The 21,307-nt window shown below is 71.4% G+C and carries 19 protein-coding genes and 1 pseudogene; 7 read left to right on the top strand and 13 right to left on the bottom strand.

Annotation, left to right across the window (positions count from 1 at the left end):
• Positions 1-13: 13 nt before the first annotated feature.
• From fxsA to OG452_RS30385, 4 genes are all read right to left on the bottom strand, one after another.
• On the bottom strand, positions 14-589 hold the full coding sequence (gene fxsA, locus OG452_RS30400) for an FxsA family membrane protein (protein WP_327298749.1): 576 nt from the start codon (positions 587-589) through the stop codon (positions 14-16).
• Between the two features lie 71 nt (positions 590-660).
• Entirely contained in the window at positions 661-1,428 is a 768-nt protein-coding gene (locus OG452_RS30395; protein ID WP_327298748.1) for a polyprenol monophosphomannose synthase, read from the bottom strand.
• 535 nt (positions 1,429-1,963) lie between these two features.
• The gene (locus OG452_RS30390) at positions 1,964-3,604 is read right to left on the bottom strand and encodes an amidohydrolase (RefSeq protein WP_327298747.1); all 1,641 of its coding nucleotides are present in this window, start codon (positions 3,602-3,604) and stop codon (positions 1,964-1,966) included.
• Positions 3,605-3,670: 66 nt separating this feature from the next.
• The gene (locus OG452_RS30385; RefSeq protein WP_164266613.1) at positions 3,671-4,111 is read right to left on the bottom strand and encodes an Lrp/AsnC family transcriptional regulator; all 441 of its coding nucleotides are present in this window, start codon (positions 4,109-4,111) and stop codon (positions 3,671-3,673) included.
• A 204-nt stretch (positions 4,112-4,315) separates the two neighbouring features.
• On the opposite strand from OG452_RS30385, the gene OG452_RS30380 reads away from it, so the two are divergent.
• On the top strand, positions 4,316-4,717 hold the full coding sequence (locus tag OG452_RS30380; RefSeq protein ID WP_327298746.1) for a hypothetical protein: 402 nt from the start codon (positions 4,316-4,318) through the stop codon (positions 4,715-4,717).
• Here the strand turns inward: OG452_RS30380 and OG452_RS30375 are convergent.
• From OG452_RS30375 to OG452_RS30365, 3 genes and pseudogenes are all read right to left on the bottom strand, one after another.
• Positions 4,673-5,778: pseudogene (locus OG452_RS30375) on the bottom strand (phosphotransferase family protein). The gene OG452_RS30380 and the pseudogene OG452_RS30375 overlap by 45 nt on opposite strands.
• 73 nt (positions 5,779-5,851) lie before the next feature.
• Complete coding sequence (locus OG452_RS30370) at positions 5,852-6,976, bottom strand: hypothetical protein (protein WP_327298745.1); 1,125 nt, start codon at positions 6,974-6,976, stop codon at positions 5,852-5,854.
• Positions 6,977-7,359: 383 nt separating this feature from the next.
• Positions 7,360-8,532 carry an acyl-CoA dehydrogenase family protein gene (locus tag OG452_RS30365; RefSeq protein WP_327298744.1) on the bottom strand — a complete coding sequence of 391 codons (1,173 nt, stop codon included), beginning with the start codon at positions 8,530-8,532 and terminating at the stop codon, positions 7,360-7,362.
• A gap of 303 nt (positions 8,533-8,835) precedes the next feature.
• Here OG452_RS30365 and OG452_RS30360 point away from each other — a divergent pair, with 303 nt between their 5' ends.
• Positions 8,836-10,113: a glycoside hydrolase family 18 protein gene (locus OG452_RS30360; RefSeq protein WP_327298743.1), complete on the top strand. Its 1,278-nt coding sequence runs from the start codon at positions 8,836-8,838 to the stop codon at positions 10,111-10,113.
• Positions 10,114-10,188: 75 nt separating this feature from the next.
• On the opposite strand, the gene OG452_RS30355 is transcribed toward OG452_RS30360, so the two are convergent.
• On the bottom strand, positions 10,189-10,830 hold the full coding sequence (locus tag OG452_RS30355) for a TetR/AcrR family transcriptional regulator (protein WP_327298742.1): 642 nt from the start codon (positions 10,828-10,830) through the stop codon (positions 10,189-10,191).
• 288 nt (positions 10,831-11,118) lie between these two features.
• Here OG452_RS30355 and OG452_RS30350 point away from each other — a divergent pair, with 288 nt between their 5' ends.
• On the top strand, positions 11,119-11,889 hold the full coding sequence (locus OG452_RS30350; protein WP_327298741.1) for a polysaccharide deacetylase family protein: 771 nt from the start codon (positions 11,119-11,121) through the stop codon (positions 11,887-11,889).
• A 158-nt stretch (positions 11,890-12,047) separates the two neighbouring features.
• Here the strand turns inward: OG452_RS30350 and OG452_RS30345 are convergent, their stop codons facing one another.
• From OG452_RS30345 to OG452_RS30330, 4 genes are all read right to left on the bottom strand, one after another.
• A complete protein-coding gene (locus tag OG452_RS30345; RefSeq protein WP_327298740.1) occupies positions 12,048-12,968 on the bottom strand; it encodes a M56 family metallopeptidase in 921 nt (306 codons plus the stop codon).
• A gap of 3 nt (positions 12,969-12,971) precedes the next feature.
• Positions 12,972-13,355 (bottom strand): BlaI/MecI/CopY family transcriptional regulator, encoded by a 384-nt coding sequence (locus OG452_RS30340; RefSeq protein ID WP_327298739.1) that lies wholly within the window; start codon positions 13,353-13,355, stop codon positions 12,972-12,974.
• Positions 13,356-13,477: 122 nt separating this feature from the next.
• Complete coding sequence (locus OG452_RS30335) at positions 13,478-14,251, bottom strand: polysaccharide deacetylase family protein (RefSeq protein WP_327298738.1); 774 nt, start codon at positions 14,249-14,251, stop codon at positions 13,478-13,480.
• On the bottom strand, positions 14,248-15,573 hold the full coding sequence (locus tag OG452_RS30330) for an MGDG synthase family glycosyltransferase (protein ID WP_327298737.1): 1,326 nt from the start codon (positions 15,571-15,573) through the stop codon (positions 14,248-14,250). The genes OG452_RS30335 and OG452_RS30330 overlap by 4 nt, the downstream gene beginning before the upstream one ends.
• Before the next feature lie 420 nt (positions 15,574-15,993).
• Here OG452_RS30330 and OG452_RS30325 point away from each other — a divergent pair, with 420 nt between their 5' ends.
• Positions 15,994-16,656 (top strand): response regulator transcription factor, encoded by a 663-nt coding sequence (locus OG452_RS30325; protein ID WP_327298736.1) that lies wholly within the window; start codon positions 15,994-15,996, stop codon positions 16,654-16,656.
• Positions 16,653-18,032 (top strand): sensor histidine kinase, encoded by a 1,380-nt coding sequence (locus tag OG452_RS30320; RefSeq protein ID WP_327298735.1) that lies wholly within the window; start codon positions 16,653-16,655, stop codon positions 18,030-18,032. The genes OG452_RS30325 and OG452_RS30320 overlap by 4 nt, the downstream gene beginning before the upstream one ends.
• Here the strand turns inward: OG452_RS30320 and OG452_RS30315 are convergent.
• On the bottom strand, positions 18,013-18,828 hold the full coding sequence (locus OG452_RS30315) for a COG4705 family protein (RefSeq protein WP_327298734.1): 816 nt from the start codon (positions 18,826-18,828) through the stop codon (positions 18,013-18,015). The two genes, OG452_RS30320 and OG452_RS30315, sit on opposite strands and share 20 nt — an antisense overlap.
• Positions 18,829-19,058: 230 nt before the next feature.
• On the opposite strand from OG452_RS30315, the gene OG452_RS30310 reads away from it, so the two are divergent.
• A complete protein-coding gene (locus tag OG452_RS30310) occupies positions 19,059-20,234 on the top strand; it encodes a hypothetical protein (RefSeq protein WP_327298733.1) in 1,176 nt (391 codons plus the stop codon).
• Positions 20,235-20,471: 237 nt separating this feature from the next.
• Positions 20,472-21,266 carry a glycoside hydrolase domain-containing protein gene (locus OG452_RS30305; RefSeq protein ID WP_327298732.1) on the top strand — a complete coding sequence of 265 codons (795 nt, stop codon included), beginning with the start codon at positions 20,472-20,474 and terminating at the stop codon, positions 21,264-21,266.
• The last annotated feature ends 41 nt before the right edge of the window (positions 21,267-21,307 follow it).

The raw sequence follows: 21,307 nt of genomic DNA, 5'->3' as shown, positions 1-21,307 counted from the left end.
CCCCGGCCCGGCGTCAGGGCGTCAGCGGCGGGCGCGGGCCCTCGTCGTCCCCTCCGGGGCCGGGCCGGTCGTCGTTCTTGATGACCTCGCCCTGGACGACCTTGCCGTCCGGGCGGTGCATCCGCGCTTGCTGGAAGGCGTCGCCGACGGTCCCCGGCGCGGCCCTGCCCATCCGGCGCTCCACGGTCCGCTCGGTGTACCGGCTCAGGGCCGACCGCAGGGGCGGCACCAGCAGCAGGAGCCCGATCACGTCGGTGATCAGCCCGGGCAGCATGATCAGCAGCCCCGAGAGCATCAGGAAGCCGTTCCCGCCGCTCTCGCGCTCCTGAGCCGGCAGCTCTCCCGACTGCTGCCGCTGGACGGTCTCCGTCAGATTGCGGAAGGCCCGCCGCCCGGCCCGCTTGACGACCGCGGCGCCGAACACCAGAGCGCCGACGAGCAGGAAGAGCACGGTCAGCCCGCCCACCGCGTCGGCCACCAGGAGCAGCAGCCAGATCTCCAGGACCACCCAGACGGCGATGCCCAGCGGTACGAAGGTGCGCGCCCGGGAGCGCTTGGGAGCGGTCGGGGGCTGTATGCCGGTCGTCATACTCCCAGTGTGCCCGCAGGCGCGCACGGATGACGTGCTGGGGAGCCAGGGCCTTCCGTTTTGATCGGGCCCTAGGAAGGCTCCCGCCCCAGCAGGCGTGAGGCCCGCGAGCCGACCCCCCAGGCCGTCACCCTCCACAGCGCCTCCACGACGATGTCCTTGCTCATCTTGGAGTCGCCGATCTCGCGCTCCACGAAGGTGATCGGAACCTCCACGACGTGGCAGCCCGCCTCAATGGCCCGCCGGGCGAGGTCCACCTGGAAGCAGTACCCCTGGGACGACACCTCGTCGAGGCCGATTCCCTCCAGGGTCTCCTTGCGGAACGCCCGGAATCCACCGGTGACGTCGCGGATCGGTACACCGAGGAGCATCCGCGAGTACGTGCTGCCGCCCCGCGAGAGCAGTTCCCGGGACTTGGGCCAGTTGACGACCCGTCCGCCCGGCATCCACCGGGAGCCAAGCACCAGGTCCGCGCCCTTCAACGCGGTGAGCAGGCGAGGGAGTTCCTCGGGCTGGTGCGAGCCGTCGGCGTCCATCTCCACCAGGACGCCGTACCCGTGCTCGATGCCCCAGCGGAAGCCCGCGAGGTACGCGGCGCCGAGGCCTTCCTTGCCCTTCCGGTGCAGCACCTGGACCTGCGGGTCGTCCTCCGCCAGCTCATCGACGATCTTCCCGGTGCCGTCCGGGCTGTTGTCGTCGGCGACCAGAATGTCCGCCTCCGGCACCGCGGCGCGAACCCGGGCAACGATCGGCTTGATGTTCTCGGCCTCGTTGTAGGTCGGAATGATGACCAAGGCCTTGCCGAGCGGACCGAATCGCCGCTCACCGCCGTCGTTCACTACTGCCCCTCACTGTGTCCCTACGCCGAACCATCACCTTATCCAGCGCGGGGGCGGCGGAACGCAGCCGCGTCGGTGGGCCCGACTCCCGAAGAGGGGAACTTCGGATCGGGGCCCGGCGTCCTTCGGGCCGACCTGGGGCCCGCTGGCTGCGGGTCGACCGAGAGCCGTTGTCTACTGAACGTCCGGGCCCCACCCGGGTCGCACCTGCCCACGAACTCCTGAGGAGCAGGGCGGACCCCCTTCCGGCTGAAACCTCCCTCGCCCCCGAGGCGCGGGCGCTGAACCTGGCTCCCAGTGGTGGCACGCCTTCCGGTGTGCCGCCCCATGACCCAGCGGCGTTCGACGACTGCGTGGAGGTTTGCCGGTCGGACGTCCTGTGGTGGACTCGGCCGAACCTACCCGCCGGTGGCCGCTTCCTGTCAATACTCGCCCGACCTGCGGTGTTCTGATGAATGACCAGGTCAGTACGGGAGAGCCGCAGGTGGTGGGGAAGACTTTCCGGCATCGATCGGCCGCACGGAATCCCGTGAAGTCACTCGTTCGGCCGCACGAAGACAGTTTGTCCGAAGACCACCGTCCGCAGGCAGACCGGGAGTTCGGCGCCCGGGGTGAGGTCCGGCAGTCCCGGGGTGCCGGAGCGCGGGTCGGTCGACCAGCGCGCGACCCGGTCGTCGGGGGCCTGTACCACCAGGTCGGCGGTGCGCCAGACCGCGTAGTCGGCCGGGGCGCCGGGCACGAGGACTCCGGTGTCGTCCCGGCCGATGGAGCGCCAGCCGCCGCGGGTGTGGGCGGCGAACGCGGCGCGTACGGAGATCCGGTGTCCGTCGGTCCGGTGGAAGGCCGCGGCCCGCACGTTCCCCCAGGGGTCGAGCGGCGTGACCGGGCTGTCGGAGCCGAAGGCGAGCGGCACCCCGGCCCGCAGCAGGGACGCGTACGGGTTGAGGGTGCCGGCCCGCTCGGTGCCGAGCCGCTGGGCGTACATCCCGTCGGCGCCGCCCCACGCCGCGTCGAAGGCGGGCTGTACGGAGGCGGTGAGGCCCAGCTCGGCGAAGGCGGCGACGGTTTCGGGGGTGAGCATCTCGGCGTGCTCGACGCGGTGCCGGGCGGCGCGGATCCGGGCCAGGCCGAGCTTCTCCGCGGCGGCCCGCACCCCGTCGACGACCGCGCTGAGCGCGGCGTCCCCGATGGCGTGGAAGCCCGCCTGGAGCCCGGCCTCGGTGCACGCGGTGACATGGGCGGCGATGTCGGCGGCGTCCAGGTGCGCGGTGCCGGTGTGCGCCGCGTCGGCGTACGGCTTGTGCAGACATGCGGTGTGCGACCCGAGCGAACCGTCGACGAAGAGGTCACCGGCCGCGCCGATCGCGCCCAGCTCCCTGATGCGCGCGGCGTCCTTGCCGTCGGCGACGCGCTCGGCCCAGTAGCCGAAGACGCGCGGCCCCTTCTCCTGCCCGGCGAGGCTGAGCAGGCCGGTGAAGTCGTCCTCGTCGGAGATGTCGGGCCCGCCGCACTCGTGGAGCGAGCCGATACCGAGCGAGGCCGCCCGCTCGCGGGCGGCGCGCTGCGCCTCGGTGCGCTGCTCCGGGGTGATCTGCGCGTGGGCCGCCGCACGCACGGCGTGGTGCGCCGCGCCGGTGAGCGGGGCGTCCGCCCGGTAGCCGGGCAGCGAGGTGACCCGCGGGACCAGATCGAGCAGGGCGGTGGAGACCACGGCCGAGTGGACGTCGACCCGCGGCAGATAGACCGGCCGGCCGCCGGCCGCCTCGTCGAGCGCGGTGCGGGACAGCGGCTGCCCGTCCGGCCAGCCGGACGCGTCCCAGCCGTGGCCGAGCAGCACCCGGTCGCCGGGGCGGTCAGCCGCGTGCTCCCGGACGAGGCGGAGGGCCTCCTGCGCGGTCCGCGCGGCCGACAGGTCGAGGCCGGTGAGGGCCAGCCCCGTCGAGGTCGTGTGGACGTGTGCGTCGGTGAACGCCGGGGTCACCAGGGCCCCTTCGAGGTCGACGGTCTCGTCGACGCCCTTGGCGAAGGCGTCGGCCGCCCCTTCGGAGCCCACCCAGGCGACGTGCCCGCGTTCCACGACCATCGCGGTGGCGAAGGGATCGGCGGGGCTGTGGATGTCCCCACCGCGCAGCAGTACGGTGCGGTGGTCGGCCTGGGTGGCGGTGCTCTCGGTCATGGAGAACAGTCTCCCGCCTGCGGAGCGCCGGTCAGCGCAGGGGGCCCCTGCGCGGGCGAGGGCCGCTCAGATCTCCGGGGGCCGCGCCTCGTACGGGGTGGAGAGCACGACGGTGGTACGGGTGGAGACGCCGGCCAGTGAGCGGATCCTGGTCAGCAGGTTCTCCAGGGCGAGCGGTGTCGGGACGCGCACCTTGAGGATGTAGTTCTCGTCGCCCGCCACGCTGTGGCAGGCCTCGATCTCGGGGACCCCGGCGAGCCGCTCGGCGATGTCGTCCGGGGCGCTCGGGTCGAAGGGCTTCACCGAGATGAACGCGGTGAGCGGGAGCCCGACGGCCTCCGGGTCGACCACCGCGGCGTAACCGCGGATGACTCCGCGCTGTTCGAGACGGCGTACGCGCTGATGCACCGCCGATGTGGACAGGCCGGTGGCCTTGCCCAGGTCGGTGTAGCTCATCCGCCCGTCCTTGACGAGCAATTCCACGATGCGGCGATCCAGCTCCTCCATACGGATCAACCTATGGCCCCGGCCCTCTCCGGCACAGCTGGAGAGGGCCGGTAAGGGCCCCCTGACGCGTTCATGTGACGAAGGCCACAGGCCTGGAGCCGTGTCCGCGGGGACCGCGCGATTACCGCGGACACCGGGCGGGAAGTGCTTGCTGTGGTCGAGACCACAGTTCTCTGGTCGGCCCACCCGAGGGGGAGAATCTCCATGCACAAGCTGAAGAGCGTCGATTCCATCGAGCCCGCGGAGCTCGCGGCCATCGAGAACGATCCAGGCCTCGCGGCCTACGACACCTTTGAGATGTACCGGGTGATCTGCCCGGACTGCGCACAGCCGATCGCCCTCCTCGCGGGCGAGACCGTACTGCCCGAGCACGCGCTCTGCGCCAGCCCCTGGAATCCGTTCGGGCTGACCGCGTGCGCGGGCACCGGCCGCGCGGCGGCGGACGCGAAGCCCGCCGACGAGTCCCTGGAGGCCCAGGAGCAGGACGCCGCACTGCTGCTGACGCTCCCTCAGGGACTCGACTGGCGCAAGCAGCCGTTCTCGCACGTCGGCGGGCCGGGCTCACGCCCCGTCAAGGCCGCCCGGCCGGCGCGCGAAGCCGCCTGACCAGTCGTACGCTCCCCCCACCAGGGCCTCAAGGGAGGCCCGGTGAAGGATCATGGCATCCGGGTCCGCGGGGACCCGGACCTCGCCGAAGTGCACCTGCCGGTAGGCGATGCGCAGCATGACGATCGCGTGCCGCAGAGCCGCGTAGAGCAGATGGAAGTCCATGTCGCGCGGTGTGTGGCCGGTGAGTTCGGCGTACCGCCGCTCGGCGTTCTCCCGGCGCAGCAGGCCGGGCAGGCCCGGCAGTCCGGAGCCCTCGGTGAGGTCCTGGAAGAAGCGGTGCAGATAGAGGGTCCAGCCGAGGTCCAGTTCGCACGGGCCGAAGGCGGCCATCTCCCAGTCGAGCACGGCTGCGGGCTCGAAGCCGTCGTACACGATGTTGCCGATCCGGGCGTCTCCCCAGCACAGCACGGCAGGCCCCTCGTCCCCGGGCCACAGCTCCTCCAGCCGCTCGAAAGCCCTCTCGATCAGCGGTGAGGGCGGGAGCCCGTCCACCACCCAGGCGTAGTAGGCCCGCCCTCTCCCGCGGGCAGCAGGAAGTCCGCCTCGGCGGCGGGGAACTGCCGGTGCAGCCCTGCCAGGACCCGCAGGGTCGCCTCCTCCAGCACGGCGCGTTCGGCGTCGGTCGCCGAGTACAGCCAATTCCCCTCGTACGTATAGGGCATGACGTCGGGCGGGACCCTGCCGTGGGCCTGTTCCATCACGAAGAACGGCGCGCCCAGCGGCCCCGGATCCGTTTCGAGCCACAGGACGCGCGGTACCGGGATGTCGGTGTGCGCGGCGACCAGGCCCATCACCCGGTACTGACGCTCCATGTCATATGCGGGGAAGACGGTGTACGCGGCGGGGTCGGCGGCCAGCCGCAGGGCGCAGGAGGCCACTGGGACGGCGGGGCCGTCGATGCCGAAGAGCAGGGTCTCGCTGGACATGCCGTTCGACGCGGGGGTCGTGAGGTCGCCGACACGGGCGCCCGGCAGCCGGGTGCCGAGCCAGGCGGCGATTCTGCGGCCCAGTTCCTGTGGGTCTCGGGTGGTGGTGCGGGGGCGTGGTGCCGTGGTCATGGCGGTGCTCCTCGCTCGGGAAGGGGGTGCGGACGGCGTACTGCCCTGGGCCGCAGGGCCGTTGGCCGTCCGTTCAGGGCGCGACCGATGCGTATCCGGTGAATCCGCTGGGGTCGTGGCGGCCGAAGCTGCCGTGCTCGAAGATGCCGTGCCCGACCCGGCCGTCGAGGGTGAAGCGGGCGGCGTGGTCGGTGACGCCGTAGGCGGCGGCCGGGTGGGCCGCCGGGTCGCTCATGTCGTAGCTGCGCCGGTCGGTCCAGCCACGCCCCTGCCAGGTGCCGTGCTGCCAGTCGGTGGCCGGCGGGTAGCCCGCGCCGAGCGCCAGTGGCGACGAGCAGAGCGTTTCGGCGGTCAGCTCCATCGGCCGCCCGTCCGGGCCGGTGAGGTGGATCACGGCCCGTTCGGGATGGCGGGTGCCGGGCCGGTAGCCGATCTCCGTACGCGGCCAGCCGAGCTGGACGTCGTGACCCTCTTCGCCCACCAGCAGCGCCTCGTTCAGCGTCCGGTAGCCGTCGGCGTCCTCCTGGGCGATGACCAGGACGAAACGGTCGTCGAAGCGGACCGGGATCCAGAGCCAGTGGAACCCTTCGGGCCGGTACTCGGCCTCGGCGCGCCCGCCCTCCTCGCCGGGGATGGGCCGCACCCCCCAGCTCCGGTCGCGGGTGCCGGTCCACTCCCCCGCTCCGACCCGTATCTCGGCGCCGCCCGCGCGGATGATCCCGGAGCAGCTGCCCGCCTGCACGAAGCGGCGGCCTTCGAGCATCAGCCGCTCGCCACGCCGCTGCACATGGTGCGGTTCCCAGACGGCCGGGAAGTCCGCGGTCCACTCGATGTCGTACGAGAGCGAGTCCGGGTCGGCGTGGTCGGCCGCGCAGTGCAGCGTCAGCCGCTGGAGCGGGACGTCGACGGTGATGCGCAGCGGGCCGACGGAGAGGTTCATCCGGTCGTCCGTGAGGGCGTCGGACGCGCGTACGGCGTGCAGCCGGTCGCCGGTGCGCAGGGTCGCGTACGCGTCGATCACACCCGCGTTGGGGTAGACGCCGAGTCCCACCACGAGCAGTGCTCTGCCCCGGTGGTCGAAGACATGGAAGATGCAGCGGTCATAGGCATTTCGGTCGCCCGTCGCGACGTGCTTCATCGACAGCGGCACCTGATGGACGGGGTATTCGTCGAGCGCGATGGGACGGTCGTCGGCCACGGCATCCTCCTGCTGACAGAGAAGATGACGGTACGTCAGAAACGGCACGGACGGCCAGACCCGGGCGCGGGATCAGACCGCACCCCGGACGGGCGGTGGCGCGAACCGGCCTTGACCGCGCGAACAGACGCCCGACGGCGCGCTGCGGTGACCGTGCGCCGCCGCCCCGCGTTGACCGGGCATGACCGTTCTGCATTACGGGACCGGGACCGGACTGCACCGGCTCCCCCCGCCCGCCCCTGAGGAATCGCTTCCGCAGAGCACGGAGGCGCCGATCTACCAGGCCCTGGTCCGCCAGTGGGGGAGGGCGGGCCGGACTCTGCCGGGCCGGCGCGACCAGGAGTGGGCACTCCTGACCGCGACGACAGGCCGGCCGGGTCGGTTCAGCGCGACTCCGGACCCGCGAGGTGGCGGGCGATGACCATCCGCTGGATCTGATTGGTGCCCTCGACGATCTGCAGCACCTTGGCCTCCCGCATGAACCGCTCGACCGGGAAGTCCGCGGTGTAGCCGTAGCCGCCGAGCACCTGGACCGCGTCGGTGGTGGCCCGCATCGCCGCGTCCGTGCAGAAGAGTTTGGCCATGGCGGCCTGCCGCGAGAAGGGCCGCCCGGCGTCCCGCAGCCGGGCGGCGGTGAGATAGAGGGACCGGCCCGCCTCGATCTGGGTGGCCATGTCTGCGAGCATGAAGCGCAGCCCCTGGAAGTCCGCGATGGGGTGGCCGAACTGCTGCCGCTCCGTGGCGTACCGCACCGCCTCGTCCAGCGCTGCCTGGGCGACGCCGATGGCGCAGGCGGCGATCCCCAGCCGCCCGGAGTCGAGCGCGGAGAGCGCGATGGCGAAGCCCTGGCCCTCGTCCCCGATCAGCCGCTCGCCGGGCACCCGTACGCCGTCGAAGTGCAGCTGGGCGGTGGGCGAGCCCTTCATCCCCATCTTCTTCTCGGGGGCGGCGGCGGTCAGCCCCGCGGCGTCGCCCGGCACCAGGAACGCCGAGATCCCGCGCGCCCCTTCGCCGCCGGTGCGCGCGAGCACCGTATAGAAATCGGCGAGGCCGCCGTGCGTGATCCACGCCTTGGTCCCGGTGATGACCCAGTCGTCGCCGTCCCGCACGGCCTTCGTGCGCAGCGAAGCGGCGTCGGAGCCCGACGCGGGTTCGGAGAGGCAGTACGCCCCGAGCAGTCCGCCTCCGAGCATCTCGGGCAACTGCGCGGCCCGTTGCTCCTTGCTGCCGTACCCGGCGAGGGCGTGGCAGGCGAGCGAGTGGACGCTGACGCCGAGGCCGACGGTGAGCCGCGCCGCCGCCAGCTCTTCGAGGATCTGGAGGTAGACCTCGTACGGCTGGTCGCCGCCGCCGTACGCGGAGTCGTAGGGGAGGCCGAGCAGTCCGGCACCGGAGAGCAGGGTGAATACCTCGCGGGGGAACCGGCCGGCTTCCTCCTCGGCGGCCGCACCGGGCACGATCTCCCGCTGGACGATGTCGCGCACCAGCGCGAGCAGGTCCCGGGACTCCTCGGTGGGCAACTGGCGGTCCACCAACTGCGGGGCGCGGTCGGTCATGGCGACACTCTCCTCCCTGTCGGGCGCTGCGGCGTACGCGTGGCCAGGGTGAGGCAACGCCGCCGGGTCTCGCCTTCAGCCGATGCTGCCCTCCCGGATCGCGGAAGAGGCTGACCAGAGGCTGTGGCGGCTTGAGTATGCCCGATCGGCGGACTTCCGTCACGGGGCGAGGTTGGTCCGAACCATTGACCGCACTGGTCTAGTCCTTCTATCTTCCCGCTATTGGCTTTCCGCGTTCATGCCAAAACGCATGTGCCGGGCAGCTCCCCCCACCTCCCGTCCCCTCCCCCACAAGGAGACAGCATGTTCGGACGATTCCACCCACGGGCCCGGTTCCGGGCCTTGCTCGCCGCCGCCTGTACGGCAGCCCTCGGCGTCACCCTGCTCGCCGGCGCCGGCACGGCGTCCGCCGGCGAGCACCACGCCGCGGCGGCCACCGGGAAGGCCGCGGGCACCGCGGCGGCCACCACAACCGCCGCAGGCAGCAAGGTCGTCGGGTACTACGCGGACTGGGATGTCTACCAGCGCAACTACCAGGTCAAGAACATCCAGACCTCGGGCTCGGCGGACAGACTCACCCACATCAACTACGCGTTCGGCAACGTCACCGGCGGCAAGTGCGCCATCGGGGACGCCTACGCCGACTACCAGAAGACGTACGACGCGTCCTCCAGCGTGGACGGCACCGCCGACACCTGGGACCAGCCGGTGGCGGGCAACATCAACCAGCTGCGTGAGCTGAAGAAGCTGCACCCAGGTCTCAAGATCCTCTGGTCCTTCGGCGGCTGGACCTGGTCCGGTGGCTTCGGCGAGGCCGCGAAGGACCCGGCCGCCTTCGCCCAGTCCTGCTACGACCTGGTCAAGGACTCGCGGTGGGCGGATGTCTTCGACGGCATCGACATCGACTGGGAGTACCCCAACAACTGCGGCCTCTCCTGCGACACCAGCGGAGCGGAGGCCTTCAAGAACGTACTGGCCGCGCTGCGCGCCAAGTTCGGCTCGTCGTCGCTGGTCACCGCGGCGATCACGGCTGACGCATCGGACGGCGGCAAGATGGACTCCGCCGACTACGCGGGCGCCGCGCAGTACGTGGACTGGTACAACCCGATGACGTACGACTACTTCGGCGCCTGGGACGCACAGGGGCCGACCGCCCCGCACTCGCCGCTCACCTCCTACAGCGGCATCCCGAAGGCGGGCTTCAACACCGACGCCACGATCACCAAGCTCAAGGGCCTGGGCGTGCCCGCGAACAAGCTGCTGCTGGGTATCGGCTTCTACGGCCGCGGCTGGACCGGCGTGACCCAGGACGCCCCGGGCGGCACCGCGACCGGCCCGGCCCCCGGCACGTACGAGCAGGGGATCGAGGACTACAAGGTCCTCAAGACCAGCTGCCCGGCCACCGGGACCGTCGCCGGGACCGCGTACGCCAAGTGCGGCTCGAACTGGTGGAGTTACGACACCCCGGCCACCATCGCGGGGAAGATGGCCTACAAGAACCAGCAGGGCCTCGGCGGCACCTTCCTCTGGGAGCTCAGCGGCGACACCTCCAACGGCGAGCTGATCCACGCCGTCAGCTAGGAGCCGTCGCCACACATCCCGTATTCAGGGGGGTGGAAGGCCGGCCGGCCTTCCACCCCCGAGCCGCCCCCGGTCTCACTCCGGGGGCGGCGGCGACGGGCACTCGGCGACGAACTCGCCGATGGTGTCGAGGGTGTTGCGCAACATACGGACCAGCAGCTCCCGGATCTCCGCGCGGTCGAGCTCCTGGTGACCGAGCCAGTCGAGCGTAATGCCCTCCACGGCGCTCAGCCAGCCCAGCAGCGCGATCCTGGCCAGGAGCGGGATCTCCCGGCGCCCGTAGGCGCCATCAGCGATGGTGGCGATGAGTTCCTCGCGGACCGCGCCACGCAGCGCCTGCACCTGGGTGTCGAAGCCGACGCCACCGGTCACGATGGTCCGGAAGGCCGCCCTGTTGTGCTGGGCGTAGAGCAGATAGCCCTCGACGGTGCGGTGCACGCGCTCGGCCCGGGGCAGCCCGGTGTCGCTGGCCGCGCGGGCGACCAGCTCGGCCACCGACTCCTCGACAACGGCGAGGTAGTAGCCTCGTTTGCTCTTGAAGTAGTAGTAGATGAGCCCTTTCGCGACCCCCGCGTGCCGGGCGATGTCGTCCATCGACAGCGCGTCGTACGACGTGTCGGCGAACAGTCTCCGCCCGGTGGCGATGAGGTCCGTGCGACGGAGCTGGGAGCGCTCGGTCGGGATGCGCTGATGTATGTACGGTCCGCTCTGGTTCACGTCCGGCCCTGTTCCGCCACTGCCTCAGGAAGCTGCCACTGCCTCGGAAGCCCGAAGTATGGCAGACCTCTCGGACCAAGTACGCGGGGCCGCAGCACGGTTGACCTGCGGCGGCTCAGCGGGCCTCGCCGGTACGGTTCCGGGCGCCGCTCGCGGGAGTTGTCCGCGAACTCCCCCGGAATTGTCCGTGATCGGTAACAAAGGCATCCGCCGGCCCGCTTTCGTCGTCCTGTCAAGTGGTCGCGAGGTGACCGGGATCGGCGTGGGACTGCGAGATATGGGGCGGACATGGCACGGCACAGCGGGCGGGGCTGGTACGGCAAGGTGCTCGGAGCGGGACTCGGGGTGACGATGCTCGCCGTCGGCGCGTCCGCGTGGACCGCACAGGCCCGCTCCGCGCACGATTCGTCGCCCGAGGCGGCCGCGCCCGCCATGCCGGGGAGCGCCGTAAAGCAGGTCGCGGTGACCATCGCGCACGCCTCGGACAAGGGGACGCACGGCGTCAACATCACCATCGACGACGGCCCCGACCCCACCTGGACCCCCCAAGTACTCGACCTGCTGCAGGAGTACGGGGTGAAGGCCACCTTCTGCATGATCGGGCCGGAGGCCCAGGCCCACCCGGACCTCGTGAAGAAGGTGGTCGCAGCCGGACACCGGCTGTGCGACCACACGGTGTCGCACAACACCGCCATGGACAAAGCCTCCCAGACCTACCAGTCACACGAGATCCTCGACGCCGAACGCATGATCACCAAAGCCTCCGGCGGCGTACGGCCCATGTACTACCGAGCACCCGGCGGAGCCTTCACCCCCTACAGCCGCAGACTCGCCGCCTCCCACGGCATGCGCCCTCTCGGCTGGAACGTCGACAGCAAGGACTTCGAACGCCCGGGCGCCGACACCATCATCGCCACCGTCGAGAAGGAACTGCCCAACGGGCCGACGCTCCTCTTCCACGACGCCGGCGGCGACCGCGCCCAGACCATCCAGGCCCTGCGCCAACTCCTCCCCCGGCTCAAGGAGCAAGGCCGCACCTACGGCTTCCCCGTGCGCTGAGCCCCCAGCGGTCAGGAGGGCGGCACGGCGAAGCAGTCGCCGTGCCTCAGGTCGTCGGGCAGGGTGGGGTGAGTGGGCGACCAGCCGAGCAGGTCCTGGGAGGCACGGTCCGAAAGCCGATACGCCCCCGGCTACCGGTGACGTATGGCGCTGCCGGGTCAGCGGGCCTGCGTGGTGATGTGGGAGGTCGTAGCGCCGTCGAACAACTGGTCCATGTCGTGGGCGGCCAGGGCAAGGCTGGCGCAGCACAACACCATCAAGGCCGGGAACACCATGGCCAGGCCACGACGGAAGGGTGTAGGCGCGGCGAGCAGGGCGCGTACGCGTTGGGGCACCGGTCCGCCGGTGGCTGCGAGTGCTGGTTGCGCGGTGCGCTTGGTGGCGAGCGCCGCCCGCGCGACGGCGCGGGCGACGAGTCCGCGGTCGGCCACGACGCTGCCTGCCTCTTCGTCGGCCCAGCGTTCCAGTGCGAACGCGCCCGCTCGGGCGAGGGGGCGCAGGAGCGGGTTGACCGCTGCCGCGAGTTGGAGGACGAGCAGGAACAGGTGGTGGCGGCGGTGGAGATGGGCGCGTTCGTGGGCCAGCAGCGCGCGCCGTTCATCGGGAGTGAGTGCTCGCAGCATCCCGGAGGAGACCACGACCCGGCCGGGGGCTCCGGGCAGGGCGAAGGCCGTGGGAACGGGGTCGTCGAGCACGGCCAGGTCCCCGGTGGCGGGCAGGTCCCGGCAGTCGCGCCGAGTGTCGACGAGCACCCGCACCCGGCGCCAGGTGGTCACGGTCACGGTGACCGCACATACGAGTACGCCCAGGGTGCAAGCGGCGGCGACCGGCCGGTCGATGGGAGTGTCAATGGCGAGCAGGTGAGGAGACCAGCGACCTTCCTCGGCCACCTCCGGGTCCTGGCCGACCAGGGTGAAACCGGCCATCGCCAGTACGGTCAGCCACGCGCCGGCGGCTGTCACGGCGGCCGACGCGAGCGTCCAGGCAGCCGTCCGGGGCGGCAGTCTCCGGGCTGCCCACGGTGCGCTCAGCGTGAAAATCAGGCTGACCAGCAGCGGTGTACACAGGCTGATCAACACCGTCTAGTCCTCCGCGGGTCCGTGCAGCAGCTGTTCCAGCAGTTGCTCGTCCTCGGCCGGCAGCTGGGAGACGAACCGGGCGAGGACGGCGGCCCGGTCTCCACCGCGATCCAGCAGATCGCGCATTCCCGCCGCGGTGTGGCCGGCCTTGTCCTGGACCGGTGAGTACAGATAGCTGCGGCCGGCTCGCTCGCGGGTCACCAGGCGTTTGTCGTGCAACCTGGTCAGGATCGTCAGGACGGTCGTGTAAGCGGGGTCACCGGCCACCTGCTCGCGTACCGTGGTCGCCCCCACCGGCCGGCCGGCCGCCCACAGGGCCGCCAGGACTTCGCTCTCCAGCTCGCCGGGCGCACGCCGGCCTGCCGCCGCACCGCCCTGCTCGCTCACGCTTCCCACCGCTGTTCACCACCGCTTGTCGTCCGTCGTCGGCACTCCGCGACCCGACACCGCACCTGGTCGTCGGCCCCGGCCGGCGACGGCGTTACGGAGTGCACGGAGCCTTCAAGGTACTACGGCCTGTAGAAAGGACCTGCGGGTGCTCCTCGCTCCACCGGTCCCGTGCGGGTGTGGTCACGGAGTGGTCCGACCCTCAGGCCGCTTTCCCGGCAGCTGTCGAGGATGCGGGGCAGCGCGCCGAGGGTGTTGCGCCAGGATCCGGTGGCGGATGTGCAGTCGGAGTCATGGAGCAGGATGGTGGCCCCGCCGCGCAGATCCCGTACGACGGTGTCGTGGACAGAATCCGGTGTCGCCCGGGCACGCCAGTCCTCGCCCCAGGCGCTCCACAGCACAGGTGTCAGGCCGAGACGGCGGCAGGCCAGGTAGGTGCCGGTGGTCATGACGCCGTACGGGGGCCGGAACAGGCGGGGCTGGGTGCCGGTGAGGTTGCCTATGGTGTCGCGGGCACGGGCCAGGTCGTCGTACGTGGCCCGCGGGCCACGCAGCAGCAGCGGGCGGTGGGCCCACCCGTGCACCGCGATCTCGTGCCCGGCGGCGGACATGGCTTTCACCAGCTGGGGTGAGCGCACCGCCATGGAGCCGAGCAGGAAGAACGTCGCACGGAGCTCCCGGACTTCCAGCAGGCGCAGGAAATGCGGGGTGGAGAGGTGGTCGGGGCCGTCGTCGAAGGTGAGCGCGACGTGGTCGGAGCGGCCCTGGCCGGACAGGCGGGGCATGAGCCGGTTACGCAGCGGCCCGAAGGTGGAGATGACCGGCGCGGCGTGGAAAGCGGCGAGCGCGGGCAGCGTCACGGCTCCAGCGCGCAGGAGGGTCCGGGCCGTGGTCATCGTTCGTGTCCGTCCAGGAACCGGGTGAGTGCGCCCAGGTGCGCCGGGGAGTCGCCGTATGCCTCGGCTATCGGGGCGCCGACGCCGAGCAGCACGGTGGCCGCCACCGCCGCGGTCGCGACCGGGACGCCGAGGCGGAAGCGCCGGGCCGGGCGCCGGCCCCCGGGGCTGACGGCCCCGCCCCGGCAGGGGACCGTGCGCGCTACGGCGGCGACGGCTTGCGCCGGGCCGTGGTCGGCGCGGAACAACACCAGTCCTCTGGCGCGCTGTTGGTGGCCGAGGGGGCCGTGGAGCAGCTCGTCGAGTACCGGCTTGAGGGAGGCCGGCTGCTGGATCCAGGTGGCGAGGCCGGCCTCCTGCAGTGCGGCGGCGTTGGTCTGCCCATGACCCGGTATGCAGCGGTAGCTGGCGACCGGCAGGCCGCTGGCGAACGCCTCCAGCGAGGTGAGGCCGCCCGCGTTCTGCACCAGGACGTCAGCGGCGGACATGAGAGCCGGCATGTCGTCCACCCAGCCGTACACATGCTCGACACCGGCCTTGCGGAGGCGTTCGGCCAGGGCCTGGTTTCTGCCGCACACCACGACGGGCACCGCAGCACCGCTCTCCTGGATCTCGGCGGCCACCTGTTCCACAGGGCCCACCCCCCAGGAACCCGCGACCAGCAGCGCGAGCGGGGACCGTTCGGGGAGAGCGAAGCGGACGCGCGCCGCCCGCCGCTCACCGACGGTGGCGGGAGTGAATCGCGCGGCAGCCACCGGGCCGGTCACCGTGACCCCGGCGGCGCCCTGTGCGTGCGCCTGGCCGGCCGGTATCGCGTGCACGGCGAGATGTACGTCCATACCGGGCGCGACCCACAGGGAGTGGACGGAGAAGTCGGTGAGGTAGGTGATGGCGGGCACCCCGAGACGCCCGCGTGAGCGCATCGCGCCGAGCACCTGGCCGGCCCCCGGGTAGGTCGAGACGACCGCACAGGTATCCGGGGTGATGGCCCGCAGGGTACGACGCTCCGCGCTGCGGAACAGGGAGCGGACCAAGAGCCCCGGGCGCCCGGTGCGTTCGGTGGCCACGTAGATCCGCTGATATCCGGTGGGGGCCCAGGTGAGCAGCCGGTGGTATCCGCCGGACAGCAGCCTCCCCAGCCCGAAGGGAAGCAGATCGAGGAAGTCGTGCCGGTCCACCAGGAACCCGTCGGCCTGGAGGCGTCGGGCCAGTTCGTCGGCCGCGCCGTCATGCCCCGCGCCCACACTGGCCGAAATGATGACGATTCGGGGGGCGGACCGCTTGTGCGGCTGGACGCCGGACGGGAGCGGGAGGGCGCACACCTTCGCAGGATTGCCACGGTGGGGCACAGCCGATCAGCCTCCATGCTGGTCAGGGCGCGAACGGGAATTGCTTCCGCCGGTCGGCGAGCTGCGATTTCAGGCGCGCGAGTACGGCGCCGCCCGGCACCGCCTGCCTACTCGGGCCGGAGCCGGGGGCGCCGCCGAAACTACTACATGATGTAGAAGTATGGTGAACCGCATCCGCCTGGAGATACACGCGCAACGTGGGCCGCATCCGTCTCCCGCTATCGTCTACAGTCACGTAGACATTGGGCTGGGGTGCGGCCACTCCGGTCCGGGCCCGCGCCCCTCCCGCACAATCCGGCGCCCCACACGCCTCTCACCCCCTCACCGGCCCACACCTCAGCCGCTGCCCGGAGGCCCCGCCCCCACCGGGAACCGCAGAAAGGAGACCGAGCCGTGCAGCAGAGGATCCTGGTCGTCGAGGACGATCACGCCTTGCGGGACGTCCTGCGGCGCGGGCTGCGCGACGAGGGCTTCGGGACAGTCCCCGCGCCCGACGGCGCGAGCGCCCTGCGGCTGGCGACAGCCGACATCGACGCGGTGGTGCTGGACGTAGGACTGCCCGATGCCGACGGACGGGATGTGTGCCAGGCACTGCGGGCGAACGGCTTCCTCTCCCCCGTCATCTTCCTGACCGCCCATCACCGGCTCACCGACCGGCTGACCGGCTTCTCGGCAGGCGGCGACGACTATCTGCCCAAGCCGTTCCATTTCGCGGAACTCGCCGCCAGACTGCGGGCCGCGCTCAAGCGCACCGGGCCGCCCTCCCCCGCCAGTACGGGCGACCTGGTCCTGGACGCCGTCCGGCACTCGATGGCGGTCCGGGGCACCTCGGCCGCGCTGACGCCGACCGAGTTCCGGCTGCTCGCCGCACTCATGGCATCGGCGGGGGCCATCGTCCACAGGCGCGAGCTGATCAGGGCAGGCTGGCCGGAGGGCTCCCAGGTCAGCGACAACAGCCTGGACCAGTACCTCACCCGGCTCCGCCGGAAGCTCCGCGACACGGGCAGCGCGCTGACGATCAGCACCGCCCGCGGTGTCGGTCACCGGCTCTCATGACGGCCTGTCCGGCCTGGTTGTGGCCGCGCACCCTGCGTGGCCGGCTCTCCCTGGTCGCGGTGGCCACCGCCCTGTTGCTGATGGCGATTCTCACTGTCGTCTTCAATACGATCGCCCAGCAGCGGCTCCAGCACCAGGCCGACGACCATCTGCGCACCCGGGCCACCGCTGTCGCCACGACGGTCGACACGGTTGGCGGCTCCGTAAGGGTGCTGGAATCGCCGAACGACGCACTGCTGGACGACAACGTGTGGATCTACGCGGGCGGGCTGCTGCTCGAACATCCGCCGAACAGCTCCGGCGCACGCCCCCTCACCCGCGCCGCCGACGCCCTCGCCGGCCACGGCGGGCAGGGCTGCACGACCCTGCATGCCGGCAGGGCGGTCCGGCTGTGTGCCGTAGCCGTCCCGACGACCGACGGCGCCGCGCCTCGCGCGGTCGTGGTCACCGCACTGGACCTCGCGCCCTACCTCAGCTCCGCCGACACCCTGCTCCTCGCGTCCATCGCACTGGACATCACCATGCTGGCCTGTACCTACGCCCTCACCCGACTGGCGGTGGGGCGGGCCCTGCGCCCGGTGCACACCATGACGGACCAGGCCACCCGGTGGAGCGCCGCCGACTCCGACGAACGCTTCCGCGGCAGGGCGGGACCGACCGAACTCACCCAGCTGGGCGGCTCGTTGGACGCGCTCCTGGACCGCATACGGGCAGTACTGCGGCACGAACAGCAGCTGACCAAGGAACTGTCGCACGAGCTGCGCAATCCGCTGGCCAGGATCGTCGCCGAACTCGACTGGTTGCAGGCCCGTCCCCGTACGGCGCAGGAAACCCGGGCCGGCCAACTGGCCGTCGCGGACGCCGCTCAGTCCATGCGGGCGATCTGCGAGACCCTGCTCGACGACGCGCGCGCCGGCGCTCGCAGCGAACCCGGCACCGCTGTCGTCCTGGCGGTACTGAACCGACTGGCCGAGGGCCCGAGCGGGCCGAGCGGCCCGCGGACTCCAGGGCTCACCGTCGTGGGCGGAGACCCGGAACTGTCTGCCGGGGTCTCCCCCGCGCTGCTCGAACGCATCGTCGGCCCGCTCCTCGACAACGGTCTGCGCCATGCCGACTCGGGTGTCAGCCTGCACGTGTCCCCCCTGCCGGGTGGCGTACGGATCGATGTCACCGACGACGGGCCCGGCGTGCCGGGGCCGTTCGTGCCGTACCTGTTCCACCCCGGCCGGCGCGCGGCCCCCGACGACGAGCACACCGGAGCGGGCCTGGGGCTGTCGCTCGCGCGACGCCTGGCCCGCTCCGCAGGTGGCGATGTGCGTTACGACGAACTGCACGCCACCGGTGCCCGGTTCGTGGTCAGTCTGCCCGCTGGATGAGTTCCCGGCGCTCCGTCGAGTCCCGCCGCGCCACGGTCAGGTACACGACCAGTGCCAGAATCACCGCAAGGAACAACACGCTGGTCACCGTGGTTCCCAGGCCGAGCCCGCCGTCGCCGGTCGGCTGCGAGAGGTAGTCGCCCATGGACGCTCCCAGCGGGCGCGTGAGCACGTAGGCGATCCAGAAGCTCCAGACGGCGTTCAGGCCCATCGCGAAGTGCGCCACCCCGATCGCGGCGATGGCCAGCGCGAACAGCACCGCGGACACCCAGTAGCCCAGGGACAGCTGCTCGGCGACGAGGTCACCGGCGGCCGTTCCCAGCGCGAAGGTGAAGAGCACGGCGAGCCAGTAGTAGACCTCCCGGCTCACCGTGTCGATGTTGTGGATGGAAAGCGTCCGCTCGGCCCTGTACCAGGCGACGAACACCACCGCGAGCACCGCGGCGAACGCGGCGGTGGTGTCCTGCAGCGGCACTCCCAGGTTGTCGGTCAGATTGTCGCTGATCAGGGTGCCGACCACACTGATCAGCACCACGGCCAGCCAGTAGATCCCCGGCCGGTAGGCGGTGGCGCGGAACTGGACGATCAGGGCCACCACCAGCAGCACACTCATGACGAGCGAGGTACCGGTCAGCCCCAGCCCCATCTGGGAATTGAGATAGTCGGCCCCGGTCTCGCCGACCGTCGTGCAGAGCACTTTGATCGCCCAGAAGTAGACGGTGACCTCGGGAACCTTGTTCAAGCGCAGGCCGTGGCCACGAGCCGCGCCGGGCCTGCTGTACGTATCGGATGTCATGACGCCAGACCGTGCCAGCAGAAACCTGAACACATCCTGAGTGCCGCCCCGTCCCATCCGGCACTCCTGCCCCTCCGGGCCGCCACCCGCCTGCCCTGCCCCGCTCGCGCCCGCGGCACCCGCCGCGCAACATCGGGAGGCGGGGTGTCCCGGTCCAGGACGAGCGGGAATCAGTGCGTCTCGTCGCACCGGCAGCGGAGCGGAGGTGCGTGGTGCCTGCTGATCCTCTGGTGAGCGCACCTCCCCGTACCGAGCGCGCCCTCCGCCCGGCGCGCCGGGCGCGTGGCGCACTGCGCAGGGCCGCTCCGGCTCTGGCGCTGTACGCCGCGGTACGCCTGGCGGGCCTGGCCGTGGCGGCCACTGTCGCCCTGACGACGCACCGGCCGGTATGGGCAGCGCTGGGCGATTCCTGGGACAGCAAGTGGTACGCACACATCGCCCGGCACGGCTACGGCACCGTGGTGCCCGGCAGGCTTCCCGGCACGACGCGCAGCGATCTGGCGTTCTTCCCGCTCTTTCCCGGTCTGGAGCGGGGAGTCGCCACACTCGCTCCGATCAGCCTGACGATTGCCGGACTGCTCGTGGCCTGGCTCTCCGCGGGGGCCGCCGCCTGGGGCATCTACGCCGTCGGTGAGCGTCTCCACGGCCGCCGGACCGGGACCTTCCTCGTCCTGCTGTGGGGGCTGCTCCCGCACGCCGTCGTGGAGACGATGGCCTACAGCGAGCCGCTGATGACGGCGCTGGCCGCATGGTCGCTGTACGCGCTCCTCACCCGCCGCCGGCTGTGGGCCGGAATTCTGGCCCTGCTCGCCGGGCTGGCACGCCCCAACGCCATCGCTGTCGTGGTCGCGGTTCTCTGCGCGGCAGGACTCGCACTCCGGCGGGGCGAAGATGCCCGGCGTGACTGGCGGATCTGGGTCGGCGCGGCCCTCGCACCGCTCGGCTGGCTCGGCTACGCGGCCTGGGTGGGCAACCGCTCCGGCAGCCCGCTCGGCTACTTCAGGATCCAGCGGGAATGGGGCTCCCGCTTCGACTTCGGAGCAAGTGAGTTCCACTTCGTCCGGCGGCTCTTCACGGACCGGGGCGCCGCCCCGCATCTGGCCTACGACATGGCCGCCGCCGTCCTGCTCGCCGCCGTGGCCGCGCTCGTCCTGCTCACCATGGACCGGCCACCGGTGCCCCTGGTCGTCTACTCCTTCGTGCTCCTCGTCATCGCGATCGGCGGCACCGGGTACTACGCCTCCCGGCCACGCTTCCTGCTGCCCGCGTTTCCTCTGCTGCTTCCCCCCGCACTCGCCCTGACGAAAGCCCGGCCGCGCACCGCAGTCGTCCTCATCGCCACCGTTGCCGCGGTCTCCGTGACCTATGGGGCGTACACGCTGTACTACGCCCACACGGCGCCGTGAAGGACGCCCCGGCCTCGCTGAGGTAATGAGCACGTCAAGCTTCGATCACAGCTCGGCACAACGTCTCCACAACCTGCCCGAGTTGATCACCGTCGTGAGATGCTGCTCCTCCGCCGAGACGGCTGCCCGAGTGCCCGTCTCCGGCCACTTCTCTGCTCTCTTGTTCCTCCTCCTTCGAGAACCGTCGAGGTCTCTGTGCCGAATCACCGCATATCCAAAAAGCGGCGCTATATCGCCATGTCCCTGGCAGGCATGAGCGTCCTGGCCGGCGGCGCCTTCGCGGCGGAGTCCGCGAACGCCACCGCCGTCGCCCGGCCCGCGCCCGCGGTCTTCACCGGACACGCCTTCGACACCTGCACCGCCCCCTCGCTGACCGCGATGAAGGGCTGGTACACCTCCTCCGTCTACCGCGGCGCTGCCGTGTATGTCGGCGGGAAGAACCGGGGCTGTGCCCAGCCGCAGCTCACCGCCTCCTGGGTGAAGTCCGTGAGCGCCACCGGCTGGAAGCTGATCCCGCTGTACGTCGGCGCGCAGCCGCCGTGTCAGACCAGCAACAACCCGGAGAAGATGACCGCCACCAACGCCACCTCGCTCGGTGCCACCGACGCCGCCGACGCCGTGGCGAAGGAGGCGGGGCTCGGCATGAAGACGGGCAGCCCGGTCTACCTGGACATGGAGTACTTCGATCCGGCCAACACGTCCTGCGTGAACACCGTGCTCGCCTACGTCCGTTCCTTCGACAAGACCGTCAAGGCCAAGGGTTACTGGTCCGGCTTCTACGGGTTCAGCAACTCCAGCGCCGCCGTCATCGCCAACGCCAAGACGCGCACCGACCTGCCGGAGATCCTCTGGTACGCGCGCTACGACGACATCTACTCCACCACCAAGGGCTTCCCGTACGCCTCGACCCTGTACACCGGGCACCGCCGCGGCCACCAGTTCGCCGTCAACAAGAAGGTGACCCACACCGGGGGCACCCTCACCATCGACCGGGACGCCTGGGACGCACCGGTCGCCGTCGTAGCGAAGTAGCCGCCCGGCCAGCGACGTCGGTCCACTCGCCGACGTGTTCC

Origin of the sequence: Streptomyces sp. NBC_01197 (assembly GCF_036010505.1) — a bacterium.
Classification (GTDB): Bacteria; Actinomycetota; Actinomycetes; order Streptomycetales; family Streptomycetaceae; genus Streptomyces.
The sequence above is the reverse complement of the archived record's forward strand: the minus strand, read 5'-3'. Positions and strand labels throughout refer to the sequence as shown.